This window comes from Sporolactobacillus terrae DSM 11697 (assembly GCF_000648615.1).
GTDB lineage: Bacteria > Bacillota > Bacilli > Bacillales > Sporolactobacillaceae > Sporolactobacillus > Sporolactobacillus terrae.
In genome coordinates this window covers 1-14,579 of record NZ_JFZC01000027.1, presented here as the reverse complement: position 1 = coordinate 14,579, position 14,579 = coordinate 1, and the positions used below count along the sequence as shown (strand labels likewise).

At 48.5% G+C, this 14,579-nt stretch carries 11 protein-coding genes; 7 read left to right on the top strand and 4 right to left on the bottom strand.

The features are described 5' to 3' along the window. Positions 1 to 58 precede the first annotated feature (58 nt). Both AA84_RS0104040 and AA84_RS0104035 read right to left on the bottom strand, forming a co-directional pair. Positions 59 to 1,069: a FecCD family ABC transporter permease gene (locus AA84_RS0104040; RefSeq protein WP_037562925.1), complete on the bottom strand. Its 1,011-nt coding sequence runs from the start codon at positions 1,067 to 1,069 to the stop codon at positions 59 to 61. After that, a complete protein-coding gene (locus AA84_RS0104035; RefSeq protein ID WP_028976132.1) occupies positions 1,066 to 2,124 on the bottom strand; it encodes a FecCD family ABC transporter permease in 1,059 nt (352 codons plus the stop codon). Before AA84_RS0104035 ends, AA84_RS0104040 begins: the two co-directional genes overlap by 4 nt. A 150-nt stretch (positions 2,125 to 2,274) precedes the next feature. Between AA84_RS0104035 and AA84_RS0104030 the strand changes: the two genes are divergently transcribed. The 4 genes from AA84_RS0104030 to AA84_RS0104015 all read left to right on the top strand — a co-directional run bounded on the left by AA84_RS0104030 (position 2,275) and on the right by AA84_RS0104015 (position 7,565). Then, on the top strand, positions 2,275 to 3,240 hold the full coding sequence (locus AA84_RS0104030; RefSeq protein ID WP_051577802.1) for an iron-hydroxamate ABC transporter substrate-binding protein: 966 nt from the start codon (positions 2,275 to 2,277) through the stop codon (positions 3,238 to 3,240). A gap of 16 nt (positions 3,241 to 3,256) precedes the next feature. Then, the gene (locus AA84_RS0104025; protein WP_028976130.1) at positions 3,257 to 4,051 is read left to right on the top strand and encodes an ABC transporter ATP-binding protein; all 795 of its coding nucleotides are present in this window, start codon (positions 3,257 to 3,259) and stop codon (positions 4,049 to 4,051) included. A gap of 13 nt (positions 4,052 to 4,064) precedes the next feature. After that, the gene (locus AA84_RS0104020) at positions 4,065 to 5,069 is read left to right on the top strand and encodes an NAD(P)/FAD-dependent oxidoreductase (RefSeq protein ID WP_160168692.1); all 1,005 of its coding nucleotides are present in this window, start codon (positions 4,065 to 4,067) and stop codon (positions 5,067 to 5,069) included. Between the two features lie 510 nt (positions 5,070 to 5,579). Next, the gene (locus AA84_RS0104015) at positions 5,580 to 7,565 is read left to right on the top strand and encodes a beta-glucoside-specific PTS transporter subunit IIABC (RefSeq protein ID WP_028976128.1); all 1,986 of its coding nucleotides are present in this window, start codon (positions 5,580 to 5,582) and stop codon (positions 7,563 to 7,565) included. 156 nt (positions 7,566 to 7,721) lie between these two features. On the opposite strand, the gene AA84_RS0104010 is transcribed toward AA84_RS0104015, so the two are convergent. Both AA84_RS0104010 and ilvD read right to left on the bottom strand, forming a co-directional pair. Beyond that, entirely contained in the window at positions 7,722 to 8,708 is a 987-nt protein-coding gene (locus tag AA84_RS0104010; RefSeq protein WP_028976127.1) for a bile acid:sodium symporter family protein, read from the bottom strand. A 141-nt stretch (positions 8,709 to 8,849) separates the two neighbouring features. Next, positions 8,850 to 10,574 carry a dihydroxy-acid dehydratase gene (ilvD, locus tag AA84_RS0104005; protein ID WP_028976126.1) on the bottom strand — a complete coding sequence of 575 codons (1,725 nt, stop codon included), beginning with the start codon at positions 10,572 to 10,574 and terminating at the stop codon, positions 8,850 to 8,852. A 515-nt stretch (positions 10,575 to 11,089) separates the two neighbouring features. Between ilvD and AA84_RS0104000 the strand changes: the two genes are divergently transcribed. The 3 genes from AA84_RS0104000 to AA84_RS0103990 all read left to right on the top strand — a co-directional run bounded on the left by AA84_RS0104000 (position 11,090) and on the right by AA84_RS0103990 (position 13,917). Then, complete coding sequence (locus AA84_RS0104000) at positions 11,090 to 11,881, top strand: PHP domain-containing protein (RefSeq protein WP_028976125.1); 792 nt, start codon at positions 11,090 to 11,092, stop codon at positions 11,879 to 11,881. 157 nt (positions 11,882 to 12,038) lie between these two features. Next, on the top strand, positions 12,039 to 13,331 hold the full coding sequence (locus AA84_RS0103995) for an HD domain-containing protein (protein ID WP_028976124.1): 1,293 nt from the start codon (positions 12,039 to 12,041) through the stop codon (positions 13,329 to 13,331). A 67-nt stretch (positions 13,332 to 13,398) separates the two neighbouring features. Further along, entirely contained in the window at positions 13,399 to 13,917 is a 519-nt protein-coding gene (locus tag AA84_RS0103990; RefSeq protein ID WP_028976123.1) for a YwgA family protein, read from the top strand. Positions 13,918 to 14,579: the final 662 nt, after the last annotated feature.

The following is a 14,579-nucleotide window of genomic DNA, read 5'->3' as shown; positions in this document are numbered from 1 at the left end:
GGGAGCGTCGGCCTCTCTTTGTACCTTCAATGATCGGTCGTCATCTTACCTTTGGCTATTAAATCTTTTCTCGAAATAAGAGGTAGATGAAGTAGGGTGCACCGATCGCTGAAACAACAAGACCGACAGGGACCTCTGCCGGTGCCCAGATCGTTCGGCTGAGCGTATCGGCAATGAGCAGCAGGCAGGCCCCCATCAGTGCGGATAATGGGATTAGAACTTCATGACGGCGTCCGATAATCCGGCGGACGAGATGCGGGACAATCAAACCAAGAAATGCGATGCCGCCACCGACAGACACACTGGCTCCGGCAAGGGCGACTGCGATGATCAGAAACAGCGTTCGTTCACGGTTCACCGCCACACCTAGACCGCTGGCCACTGCGTCTCCAAGCGCAAGAATGTTTAATGTGCGCGCTTTGAAAGTGGCTAGCGGGATAAGGATGAGCATCCACGGAAGAATGGCGAGTACATAAGGCCAGTCGGTTCCCCATATGCTTCCCGACAGCCAGATTGTCGCCTGCATGAAATCTTTTGGATCCATCCTGAGCTGAATAATCGTGATCACAGCCATAAATGCGGCGTTGACGCCGATTCCTGATAAAATCAGGCGCAGCGGCGTGACGCCATGCTGCCAAGCAAGTGCATAAATAAGCAAAGCAGCCAGCGCTGCACCAAAGAGTGCGGAAAACGGCATTAAGAATAAGGACAGCCCGCTCAGTGCGGATGCTTGCCCCTGAATCATAGAGATGTAAAAAACAACAGCCAATCCCGCACCGGAATTAATCCCGAGGATGCCGGGGTCGGCCAAGTCGTTCTGTGTGATGCCTTGAAGAAGGGCACCGGAAACTGCCATGCCCGCGCCGATAAACAGCGCAATCACCATGCGCGGCAGACGAAATTGAATGAGCACTAACGCATCTTGGGGACTGCCTTTTCCTACAAGCACACGCAGCACATCGATGGGGGCGATCCGCAAATAGCCGGTATTTAAACTTATGATCAATGTAACCCCAATGACACAAAGTATACATAAAGTGACGCTCAAGATCCGTCTTTTCGGTATCATCCGTGCATCCCTCCTGCGGCATGGCGCGAGAGATAGAGGAAGAAAGGTACGCCGATTAAGGCGGTAACGACGCCGACTGGAGTCTCAAAAGGCGGATTAATCATCCGCGCACCCAGATCGGCGCCAACCAGCAGGACAGCACCAAATACGGCTGAGCAAGGCAGCAGCCAGCGGTAATCGCCGCCAATCAGAAATCGTGTGATATGCGGCACGATCAGACCAATGAATCCAACCGCTCCGGCAGCGGATACAGCGGCGCCGGTCATCAGCAGAACGGCCAGAATAGCGATTGTTTTTACGAGTAGGGTGCGTTCGCCAAGTCCTTTGGCGGTCTCCTCGCCTAAGCTGAGTGCATTGATTGAGCGTGAAATCGTCAAGACGAGAATAATACCGAACACGGCGACGGGAATCAGGAGTTGGACATGCAGCCATTGCACACCGGATACACCGCCGGCATACCAGAAACTCAAATCGCGCGCCACATTAAAACGAATGGCAATCGTTGATGTGCAGGCATTCAAAAAGGCGGTAACCGCCATCCCGGCAAGAACCAGCTTAACTGGAGAAACGCCGCCGCGTGAGAACAGGGCAATACCGAAAACGAGCAGTGCTCCGATGCCGGCGCCGACAAACGAACAAAGCATCAGCGAAAGAACGGAAGCCTGTGGAGCAAAAACAAGGGCGCAGACCATGACCAGGGAAGCCCCGGAACTGACCCCCATCAGTGAAGGTGAGGCCAGTGGGTTACGGGTCATCCCCTGCATGACGGCTCCGGAAGCAGCAAGGAGAGCGCCGACCAGCGCCGCGCCAATCGCTCGAGGTATTCGGATATTACGAATAATCTGCTGATTGGCTGTGAGCGTTTGATCATTCGTGAAGCTTTGCCATACAGTTGAGAAATGAACGTGTACCGCGCCGTAGAGCAGTGACAGAATAAAAGTGACGACGAGAAGAATGAGGCCGCCAATCAAAGCCGTTAACGCCCGCGCTGCCCGCGTTGGTTTTCGATTGTTGGGGCGTTGTGTTCGCTGTTTTGCAATAAATGACAAGAACATAGATGAAGCTCCTTAATATTGAACTCTGTTTCTATTATAATTGATAACGAATATCAATAGTATAAAATCAAAAAAATAGTTGTAATTGATAATGAATATCGTTATCATAAAAATGTCACAATTAATTAATAAATTAGGGAGGAACCACTCTTGATTTACATAAAAAAAGCGGCAGTTACTTTCGCAAGTGTTTTACTCGTTTTAAGTCTATTGGCAGGATGCAGCACGGCGAACGATGCATCGGATAACAACGCATCGTCTGTTCCAAAAACGCGTGTTGCTAAAGATGCGATGGGTCACAACGTCAAGGTGCCGACAAAACCGAAAAGGATTCTTGCCTCTTATTTAGAGGATAATCTGGTAGCGCTTGGTGTTAAACCGGTCGCCCAATGGTCGATCAACAACGGTAAAAGTGTTCAGGACTATCTTCAAAAGGATCTAAAAGCGGTTCCTACTGTTCCTTCTGACCTGCCTTATGAAGCCGTTGCCTCATTCAAACCGGATCTTATTTTAATTGACTCAGCCGGCGCAGTAAGCGGAGGCAAATACGCGCAATACCAGAAGATTGCGCCGACATACGTCTTGAATAAAGATGTGAACGGCGACTGGCGCGACAAATTGCTTCAAGTCGGTACTGTTCTTGGCAAAAAAGAACAAGCAGAGAAAGTACTTGCTGATTATGATGCCAAAGCCAAAAAGGCAAAGCAGACGGTGAAAAATGCAGTAGGCACGCCAACTGTAGCCGCGATTTGGCTGACTGGGAACAAGTTCTTTGTCGTTGGCGACAATGTATCCAGCGGCGCGGTTCTTTATCAAGACCTTGGTTTAAAAGCACCGCAAGTCGTTCAAGAAATTTCAAAAAGTGCAACGGCCAACTGGTCGGCGATTTCACTTGAAAAATTAGCTAAACTCGATGCAGATTATCTTTTCTTAATTAATAGCGACAAAAGCAGCGGTGCAAAAATGCTTAAAGATGCTGTGTGGAAAAACATTCCTGCAGTGAAAAATCACCATGTCTTTGAGTATGGCGCGGACGCAAGCTGGTTGTATTCAGGACCCAATGCCAATTCACAAATCATTGATGGTGTGCTGAAAAATATGACTCAAAGTAAGTGAAAGGGAGCGATCGTGCATGGGACGGCTGCATACGGAAGAACTGGATATAGCTTATGGAGATAAACTGATCGTTGACCGTTTGTCCATTGATCTGCCCGAAGGCAAAATCACCGCTTTGGTTGGAGCAAATGGATCAGGAAAGTCCACGATTTTAAGAACAATGGCTCGTTTGATGCGCCCAAAAGGCGGGAGCGTGCTGCTTGACGGCCGCAGCATTCACAAACAGCCGACGCGTCAGGTAGCGAAACAACTGGCTATTCTTCCGCAGCATCCGATTGCCCCCGGAGGCGTGACGGTTCGAGAACTGATCTCTTATGGACGTTATCCGCATCAAAAGGGAATGCACCAACTTAGCGAGACAGACCGGCAAGCGATTCAATGGGCCATCCGCGCAACGGGTTTGGACTCCTTTGCTGACCGCGCAGTCGACAGTTTATCCGGCGGGCAGCGCCAGCGCGCCTGGATTGCGATGGCGATCGCTCAGGAAACCGATTGGCTTTTTCTCGATGAGCCGACAACCTTTCTGGATATGACCTATCAACTGGACATTTTGAAGTTAATTCGCAGGCTGAATCGGCATGAGCAGCGATCCGTTGTGATGGTTGTCCACGATCTCAACCATGCGATTCGATTTGCGGATCATATGATCGTCATTAAATCGGGCAAAGTGATCTGCGAAGGCGCACCGCGGAATGTTGTAACGGAACAGGTGCTGGAGCAGGCATTTGGCGTGAAGTCGGATATTTTTATCGATCAACGGACACAGCTGCCGCTCTGCGTGCCCTATGATACAGTAAATGAACTCAGCTGAGGGGGAGAAATGTGTGCTTGATCTTTATGACGTAACCATTATCGGGGGCGGACCCTCCGGACTGTACACCGCTTTTTACAGCGGAATGCGCGCACTCAAAACGAAGATTATTGAAGCGAAAAGTGATCTTGGCGGATTGGTCACGCACTTTTACCCAAAGAAGACGATCTATGATGTTGGCGGTATTCCGAGTATTAAAGGCGCACAGTTGATTGAGCATCTGAATCGGCAGGCTGAGACCTTTCATCCGGCGATAATCACCGGCCAAACAATTGTGAACATGGAGAGGCTGGAGAATCAGACCTTCAAGTTGGTTGCTTCAAACGGTGCTGTTCACTATTCGCGCCGGATCATTCTTGCGGTTGGCAGCGGCATTTTTGAAGTCAACAAGCTTCCACTCGAAGAGGCGCCTTTATATGAAAATACGAGCCTGTTTTACGCTGCCGGCGATCCGCAACGATTTGCCGGCAAACAGGTGGTGATTTCCGGAGGCGGGAACGGCGCACTGGATTGGGCGGCAGAGCTTGAGCCTCATTGTAAGCGTCTCACGGTGATCTACAGAGGAGACCAATTTGTTCATGCTTTAGAGCATAATGTGGAACGGCTGCATACGTATCAGGTAGACGTGAAAATGTCCTCTGAGATTGTTGCGCTAAGCGGTACGAAGGGACAATTGAGTAGCGTTACCGTATGCAGCAGTGCATCCGGTTGTTCGGAGACGGTTGCGGCCGATGCGGTGATTGTCAATCACGGTTTTCAATGCAGCCTCGGCGGATTGGATGATTGGGGGATGACCATTGACAACAGCGGAATCTGCGTTGATCAAAGCATGCAGACCTCCGTAAACGGCATCTATGCAATCGGCAATGCCGCTTCCTATCCGCAGAAATTGTATTTGATCGCCGCCGGATTTGTTGAAGGTCCAATAGCCGTCAACAGCGTGAAGCACGATCTGGAACCGGAAGCACCGGCTCAGGCAATGGTCAGTACACACCACAGCTTCTTCAACGATAAGTAAAAAATGAACGAACAAAGTAGCGCATCGGAGCAATCCGGTGCTTTTTTTATCTAGAACGATCAAACCTGAAAAGTTGTATCAAACGGACCAAAATTCGTATCAAACCTGAAATTGGCGATGCTGTTACGTGTAGCGATGTGAATCCGAAGATGTCGAGACGCTGAATCAAGAGGAGCCGGGTCTTGGTGAGATGATGCTGAGAAACTAGAAACAGAACCGTTTGTTTTTGATGCTTTTCCTTATTTATTATTCAATTATCGAGCCTAATAAAAAGCGTACCAGCTCCGATAAGTCGTCTTTGAAAGAACGGTTTAAGAAAATAAATTTCATGAAAATTAATTTGACAAGAAGGCGTTTTTATTTTAAGCTTAATTTGCTTAAAGCATGTTTACGGTCTCGCAATAAAGTGCCGAAAACATAAGGATTTGTTCGATGAACTTGATTATAGAGGAACTTGTGCACGTAGCGTTTAATGCGTATTAATGAAAACGGTTTATAGGAGGCTTAGACATGGCAAAGAAAGACTACTCCCAGCTGGCAAATGAAATTGTTGCAAATGTCGGCGGCAAAGAGAACGTGAAATCATTGATTCATTGCGCGACACGGTTGCGCTTCAGATTGAATGATCAAAGCAAGGCAAATAAGGAAGTGCTTGAAGATCTTCCAATGGTGCTGACCGCAGTTAGTGCCGGGGGACAATATCAAGTGGTTATCGGCGACGAAGTGGTGCCGGTCTATGAAGCGATTATGAATCGATACGGATTCAGTGCCACAGACAGCAAATCTGCAGCGGGACAGGAAGACAAAGCAGAAGAGGCAAAATCGGAGAACTGGTTTGAACGTTTTGTTGCCGTTATCTCTGGCATTTTTACGCCGTTTATTTCAGTACTGGCCGGTGTCGGCGTTCTAAAAGGCGTCGCTATTCTTATTTCAACGTTTCACTGGCTGCCAGCAAACTCACCGATTTATCTCATTATAAATACACTGGCGAGCGGCGTATTTACGTTGTTGCCGATTTTCATTGCCATTACGGCGGCCGACAAGTTTAATACCAATCGCTACATCGCGGTGGCCCTCGCTGCAGCGATGATCTACCCGCTGACGGACGCTCAGATTCCCGAGGTTGCCCATTTATGGGGCTATGCGGTAGACTTTAAAACTTATGGCGGTGCGGTTATTCCGACCATTCTGGCGATCTGGCTTGAAAGTCATATCGAACGTTGGTTTAAGAAACAGCTTCCGGCAGTCATGCAGCTGGTTTTCGTTCCTTTTCTGACCTTGGTTGTTGCCGGGCTGTTGACCTTCTTGATTATCGGACCGCTCGGCACGGCGATCGGTACCGGGCTTGCTTATGGGTATAAGTTCTTATACGACTTAAGCCCACTGATTGCCGGCGGCATTCTGGGTGCCACCTTCCAGATCTTTGTTATTTTCGGATTGCATTGGGGCATCCTGCCGATTTCGTTGATTAATATTCAAGCGTACGGCTATGATACCTTGCTTGCGGTTATGATGGTTGCCGTTGCCGGACAGTTTGGCGCAGTCACCGGGTCAATTTTCAGAGCAAAGAAGCTGAAAAACCGAGAAATCGCCATTTCAGCCGCAATCAGTGGATTCTTTGGGATTACTGAACCGGCAATCTACGGGATTAACTTAAAATATAAAAAAGCATTTATCTTTGGCCTGGTCGGCGGTGCGCTTGGTGGCGCAACGGTGAGTGCAGCGGGCGTTAAATGTTTCAGTTACACACCGATTATGAACATTTTTGAAATGCCGCTGTTTATTGGCCGCGATTCAAGTATTGTATGGGCGATCATCGGTTTTGTTGTCGCCTTTCTCAGCGCATTGCTGCTCGTCCTTGTTTTTGGATTTAATGAAAGCAACACGGAAAAGCTGTTCGCCAAGGTGACCTCTGGAAAGAAGAGCCTGACGGAAAAGAAGACAGCAAAGCTTGGACTTAATGTAAAGGATGAAGCAGCAGCTTCAACCGCAGCGGAAGAATCCGAGCAGCCGGCGGTAAACGTAAGCGGCCTGACTTTGACAGAAACCGTATACAGCCCGGTTGCCGGTCATCCGGTGCCGCTTTCTCAAGTAGATGATCCGGTATTCAGTTCGGGTGCGATGGGATCCGGCGTCGGCGTGCTGCCGTCGAAAGGGACTTGCGTGTCGCCGGTAGACGGTGAAATTACGGTGGCTTTTCCGACCGGTCATGCATATGGAATCAAATCCGACAATGGTGTCGAAGTACTGATTCACATAGGAATCAATACGGTTGAACTGAAAGGCAAGCACTTTGATCCGAAAATTGAAACCGGTGCGAAAGTGAAAAAAGGCGATCTATTGACAACCTTTGAGCCGGACAAGATTAAAGAAGCCGGTTATGATCCGACCACGATGGTGATTGTGACCAACACAAATAATTATGAGGCCGTTGTTCCAAAGCTAGACCAAGACGCTGCAACGGATCAGCCGCTGATTCAGGTATACAGCAAGTAAAAGGCAAATAAAGAAAACTTGGCAAAGCTAGGCCTTTGGCGCCTGCTAAATCATAGTTGCCCTTATACTTCTTATCATGCGAAAAAGGCGCTCATTTCCTTAATTTGAAATGAGCGCCTTTTTTGTAAGTGTAGATTGGTCTGCTGTTAAGATGCTTTATGGAGTAGGGACTGCGTCTGCATCATCTTTTGATACGTTTTCTTTAGCCGATATTTTTTTGCCCGCCCATAAGGAGGCAAGCAGCGAACCGGACATGTTGTGCCAGACGCTGAACAGTGTTGCCGGAATGGCAGCGACCGGTGAGAAGAACGCCATAGCAAGGGCAACGCCGAGTGCGGAGTTCTGCATACCGACCTCAAAGGTGATCGCGCGACTTTTAGCGTGATTCATACCAAGCTTGCGACTGAAGAAGAAGCCTAACAGGTAGCCAAGCAAGTTGTGTAGGATAACAACCGGAATGATGACAAGTGTTCCCGCAGTCACTAAGTCGCCGTTCTTATTTGATGCGGCAACAACACCGCCTGCGATCAGGATAATGGCAAGTGTTGAAACAAGCGGCAGCGCATCGGCTACTTTAGCGGTCTTTTTGCCAAACAACGTATTGACGAGTACGCCGAGAACGATCGGCACAATGACGATTTCAACAACGCTGACAAAGAGCGACTGGGTCGGAATCTTTACCCAGTGACCGGCGAGCAGCCAGAGAATCAGCGGTAGCATCACGGGTGCAATCAGCGTAGATACAGCACCGATCGAAACACCGAGTGCCACGTCGCCCTTGGCGAGGAAACACATGACATTTGAAGCTGTTCCGCTTGGGCAGCAGCCGACGAGGAGCACGCCGACAGCAACGGCAGACGGAAGCTGGAACGCAAAACACAGTGCGAAAGCAATCAGCGGCATAATCAAATAGTGAGCAACAACACCGATGATAACGTCTTTTGGACGTTTGAAAACTGCGGAAAAATCAGATTTCTTAAGGGTCATGCCCATGCCGAACATGATGATTCCGAGCAAAACGTTCACATACGGAAGTACCCACGTGATTAAGCCGGGTTGGAGGTAGCTGACAACAGCAGCTGCCAGTACGAATGCAGCAAAATATTTTCCTAAAAATTGGCCCGTTGCGACAACAGCCTTCATGATTCAGAACATCCTTTCTCTTTTCGAGTATCCTTTTTTATTTTTCTGTCTCGTTCACAAAATAATCATAAAAATTTCAATGGAATCACTGCTAATGGATCATTTCGTCGGTATCTTCTGTCTCTTTTGGATCACCGCCGATCAGTGCACAGGATTCGTCTTTTTCTCTGTTTCAGATCCAGACCATGCTTCAGGCAGCTGCATCACGCCGCCGGTATGTGCAGAAGTGACCAGTGCGGCATAGCGGGACAGATAGCCGCTTCGCACTTTCGGTACAAAAGGCTTCAATGTTTTGCGCCTTGCAGCAAGTTCTTCGTCGGAAACATGAAGATGCACGGTACGGTCGATCAGATCGATGGTGATCTCATCCCCGTCTTGAACGAGTGCGATTGGACCGCCTGCAGCGGCTTCAGGGGAAACGTGACCGACCGAGATGCCGCGTGTCGCACCGGAAAAACGTCCATCTGTGAGTAATGCAACTTCTTTACCAAGCCCGCGTCCAACGATTGATGAGGTTGGCGCAAGCATCTCCGGCATACCCGGGCCGCCTTTTGGGCCTTCATAGCGGATCACGACGACATGGCCCTTGTGTACCATGTGATGATCAATCGCTTCAACCGCTTCATCATGTGAGTTGAAGCAGATCGCATGACCGGTAAATGTTTTGACGGACGGATCGACACCGCCGACTTTGATGACCGCACCTTTTGGCGCAACATTGCCGAAGAGCACGGAGAGTCCGCCTTCGTTGCTGTAGGCGTCTTCAAGCGGGTGAATGACTTTTGGATTTTTGATGGTCGCATTGGCGACATTTTCGCGGAGTGTTTTTCCTGAGACGGTAAGTCGGTCCGGATGGATGACCCCATCCATATCGGTGAGGACCTTGATGATCGCCGAGATACCGCCGGCTTCGTGAACATCTTGCATCGAGAATGCGGAGCTTGGCGCTATTTTTGCCAGGTACGGCACCTTTTTTGCGACTTGGTTAATGCGGTTCAGGTCGTAATCAATCGCTGCTTCAGAAGCAACGGCCAGCATATGAAGGACGGTGTTGGTTGATCCTCCCATTGCCATATCGAGTGCAAATGCGTCATCAATTGCTTCCGGGGTGATCAGGTCGCGCGGGCGAACATCTTTTTTGATCAGGTCCATCAGTTTAAACGCTGATTTCCGAACAAGTTCACGTCGTTCATCAGAAACGGCCAGCGCGGTGCCGTTGCCTGGAAGTGCGATGCCGAGCATTTCCATCAGGCAGTTCATCGAGTTGGCGGTGAACATACCGGCGCATGATCCGCAGGTGGGACAGGCGGAGGATTCAAGATCCAAGAATTGTTCCTTGGTCATCTGTCCTTCTTTGAAGGCTCCGACACCTTCGAATACCGATGACAGTGTGAGCGCTTTACCCTGCGCAGATAGCCCGGCTTTCATTGGACCTCCGGAACAGAAGATAGCCGGAACGTTGGTACGAACAGCTGCAAGCATCATGCCCGGCGTGATCTTATCACAGTTAGGAATGTAGAAAACGCCGTCAAACCAGTGTGCATTGATCATCGTCTCGGCAGCATCGGCGATCAGTTCACGGCTCGGCAGCGAGTAGCGCATGCCGATATGACCCATGGCGATGCCGTCATCAACGCCGATGGTATTGAACTCAAACGGAATTCCACCGGCTTCACGGATCGCTTGTTTGGCAACATCGGCTAATTCACGCAAATGAACATGACCGGGAACGATATCCACATAAGAGTTGCAAACGGCAATAAACGGTTTGTTCATATCCTCTTGATTCTTTACGATGCCGGTTGCGCGCAGCAGGCTTCTGGCCGGGGCACGATCGACCCCTTTCTTGATTTCATCACTTCTCAATTCATTTCATCCTTTCTGTTTCTTTTTCTTATTTTCCAGAGGTACAAAAAGGCTCCCATTCAAATTGAATGGGAGCCTTGCCCGACTCCCAACTACGCCAAGGAGGACCCGGACAATCGTTATTCATTTCAGCGATTGCCAGGATCCTAGATAATAATCACGACGCGTAGTTGGGATAGAATGAACATTATGATCAGCCTCTGATTTAAATTAAGAAATTTGTAAAAATTACTATAACACGCCCATTGCCGTTCGTCAACGGAATTTTTAGAAAATGCACAGCATTCTTATTGAATGACAATAGGCCGAGTTAATCGATGCAGCGAGCAAGGATCACTGGACGATCAGACATGAAAAGAACGAACTTGGCAGATCCGTTGTTTCAAAATCTATTTAATCTTATACTATAAAGATATGAAAAAAGATACGTACTCATACCGGTTCACGTGGTTAAGCAAGCCATCTCTGGATGGACCGGCTGAGGAAATGAAAACGGCTATTGGGGGAACGAAGTTATGGTTTTTGATACGCATAACCACACACGTTTTTCATTTGACGCAGATATGGATGTTCAAGAAGCGCTGAAAAAAGCGGAAAGCTGTCATATGAATCTCGTGCTTACCGAGCACTATGATCTGAATGAACGCCAAGAGGACGGTTCTTCAGTCGATTTCGACCTTGCGCATTATTTCGATGCTTATGGCCCGTTAAGAGGTGAGCATCTGCTGCTCGGAATTGAACTTGGTCTGGATAATCGGCCGGATTATACAGCACGCAACCGTGCACTTGTGGAAACCTATCCATTCGATATGGTGATTGGATCGGTCCACAACCTTCAGGATTTTGATTTGTATTCAGATCGGGCTAAAAATTTTCTCAGTAAACATGATCTGTTTGCACAGTACCTCATCTATGCCGAACATACGATTCATCGAAATCCGTATATCGACACGTTTGCCCATATCGATTACCCATGCCGTTATTTGAAATACAATGATAATGTTCTTCGCTACGAAGACTACCCGCTCCTCATGGATAATCTGCTCAGCACACTGATTGAGAATGATATTTGCCTTGAAATCAACCTTCGTCTCATTGATCAAAACGGATTCCGTGAAGGACTTGAAAGTATTGTACGCCGCTACAGCGAGCTTGGCGGCAGCTTTGTGACGATTGGCGGCGATAATCATACGGCGGAGTCGATTGGAACGAACTATGCGCTTGGTGAAGCGATGGCACGTGAGTATAATCTCGTTCCCGTTTATTTTAAGGAGCGCAAGCAGATGGTGGACAAGCTGACGCTCTAAAACATACCGGTCAAACAACAATATCGAAGGACCGAAACCCGTTTAGTCGATGAAAAAAGACGCTTGTGATTAACAAAAACGCTTCATGCAGGTATACTAATCGCAGAACTTAGCGAGAGAATGGAAAAAATCGCTTTAATTATAGGATGTGGTGTTTTTGACCCAGGCGGCGCAGAAACTGAATGAAGAGAAAGTATTTAAGGATCCGGTGCACCGGTATATTCATGTTCGGCACCGTTTGATTTGGGATTTAATCGGTACGCCTGAATTTCAGCGCTTGCGGCGTATTCGGCAACTGGGCACGACATTTCTCACCTTCCATGGCGCCGAACACAGCCGATTCGGTCATTCGCTTGGCGTCTATGAAATTGCCAGACGTGTGATTGATATATTCAAGTACCGAAACAACTGGGATGATTCGGAAACGATGATTGCGCTCTGTGCTGCATTGCTTCATGATGTCGGACATGGACCTTTTTCACATTCCTTTGAAAAGGTCTTTGGTACCAATCACGAAGAGTATACGCAGAAAATCATTCTCGGGGATACGGAAATTCACCGCTTGCTTGAACGGCAGGGCGAAGGATTCGCAGAAAAAGTTGCTGAAGTCATCGGCAAAACCTATCCGAATCGGTTGGTTGTCAGTTTGATTTCCAGTCAAATTGATTGTGATCGGATGGATTATCTGTTGCGCGATGCTTATTTTACCGGGGTCAGCTACGGCCATTTTGATATGGAACGTATTTGGCGCGTGATGTGCACGGTTGATGATCAGATCGTTTTTAAATTATCCGGCATGCATGCAGTGGAAGACTATATTATGAGCCGTTATCAGATGTATTGGCAAGTATACTTCCACCCGGTGACACGCAGCGCCGAGGTCGTTCTCACTCAGATTCTGCATCGGGCCAAAACGCTTTATCAGGAAGGTTTTCAATTCAAGTACACACCGCATCCGCTGATTCAGATCTTTGACGGAAACATGACGCTTCATGACTATCTCAAGCTGGACGAGTCGGTTATTCTCTATTTCTTCCAGGTCTGGCAAGAAGAAAAGGATGAGATTCTCCGCGATCTCTGCTGCAGGTTCATGAATCGGCGTTTGTTTAAGTATGTTGAATTTTCGCCGTCTCTGATTCACTCCAAAGATCAGCTCGCCCTTGCTTTTAAACAAGCGGGCATCGACCCGCGCTACTATCTGGAAATTGATTCTTCATCCAATTCACCCTATGATTTGTATCGGCCGGGTGAGGAAGGCGAGCGGCAGCCGATTGAACTGCTGATGCCGGACGGGACACTGCATGAGTTGTCGCAGGAATCCGATGTTGTCGGATCAATTACCGGGATGCGCCGGACGGACTGCAAACTCTATTTTCCAAAAGATCGGATTGATGAACTGCCCAAGCAGGAAACGTATCGAAAAAAAATAAAACAGCTCCTTGGCATCTAAGCGACTACAGACCGAAACATGTGTAAACGAAACGATAGAGATCATGGTACATGGGGGATAAGGATACATGTTGGAAGACCACGCGAAAATTGCTGCCTTAATTCATCAATCGGAGGGTTATTTAGAACGCAAGAAACTTCAGAAAGTCGTATACATTCTTCAGCGCTTCGGCTGTCCGTTCAATCAGAAGTTCCATTTCTATTTTAGCGGACCTTATTCTGAAGAGCTGTCGATCCAATTGGATGAATTATGCGACTTTGGTTTTTTAATCGAGGACTGGACGAGTCGAAGCGATCAGGCTGAACAGTGCGCCTATCGCATTTCAGAAGCCGGGGAGGATTTCCTCTCCCATTATAAAGATGAGCTGCCGAAAACCCCGCTGATTCAGCGTGTGATGGGGCAAACAACGTCTTTTCTTGAATGCGCGGCGATGCTACTTTTCTTTGATCAGCTGCCACAAAATGTAGCGTTCGACAAAGTGAGAACGCTTGAAAAAAATAATGAGGTATGTCGCTTTCTCGAACCAGCACTTACGTTTCTTAGCGAACTGCGTGCGGCACAGGCTGCGGATGTATCCGTCTTTTAATTGCGGAACATCTGCCAGAATAAGAAAAACTAGGCGATGCCTAGTCCGTACTTCCGCAGGATGCGGTGGCTTTCGTTAGCGAAAGCTGTTTTTTTAACAGGATAAGAAAGTATACGATTTTGCCCCGTCTTCAAACCCATAGACCAGTGTCTTGGCCAAGCGTCAAAAGCGGAGGTGCTCTGGCGCCTGCGGGATCGCGCTTAGTTGATGCGTGCCAGCGAGCAACCGAAGCGACGATTCAGCACCGAAAAGACACGAGTCCATCACACATGGTTGGAGATTAAGGACTGGACGCTTTTTGCCCGGTTTTTCTGACAGGTAAAGAAAGTACATGATTTTGCCCTGTTTTCAAGCCAATAGACCAGTGTCTTGGCCAAGAATCAAAGCGGAGATGCGAGACGCCAGCGGGAACAGCGTGCCAGCGAGACCCCGCAGATTTCTGTTTGTCTGAGGAGGCTCGCGGTGCGCCCGCGGCAAGCGAGTAATCGAAGCGATGATTCAGCACCGAAAAGACACGAATCCATCACACATGGCTGGAGGTTAAGGACCGGGTGCTTTTTGCCCGGTTTTTCTTACAGGAAAAGAAAGTATAAGATTTTGCCCCATCTTCAAACCAATAGCCCAGTGTCTTGGCCGAGAAACAAAGCGGAGGTGCGAGACGC

Coding starts and splice junctions, on each gene's coding strand:
- AA84_RS0104035 (WP_028976132.1), bottom strand. CDS start 2,124: ATGTTCTTGTCATTTATTGCAAAACAGCGAACACAACGCCCCAACAAT.
- AA84_RS0104015 (WP_028976128.1), top strand. CDS start 5,580: ATGGCAAAGAAAGACTACTCCCAGCTGGCAAATGAAATTGTTGCAAAT.
- AA84_RS0104000 (WP_028976125.1), top strand. CDS start 11,090: ATGGTTTTTGATACGCATAACCACACACGTTTTTCATTTGACGCAGAT.
- AA84_RS0104025 (WP_028976130.1), top strand. CDS start 3,257: ATGGGACGGCTGCATACGGAAGAACTGGATATAGCTTATGGAGATAAA.
- AA84_RS0104040 (WP_037562925.1), bottom strand. CDS start 1,069: ATGATACCGAAAAGACGGATCTTGAGCGTCACTTTATGTATACTTTGT.
- AA84_RS0103990 (WP_028976123.1), top strand. CDS start 13,399: ATGTTGGAAGACCACGCGAAAATTGCTGCCTTAATTCATCAATCGGAG.
- AA84_RS0104010 (WP_028976127.1), bottom strand. CDS start 8,708: ATGAAGGCTGTTGTCGCAACGGGCCAATTTTTAGGAAAATATTTTGCT.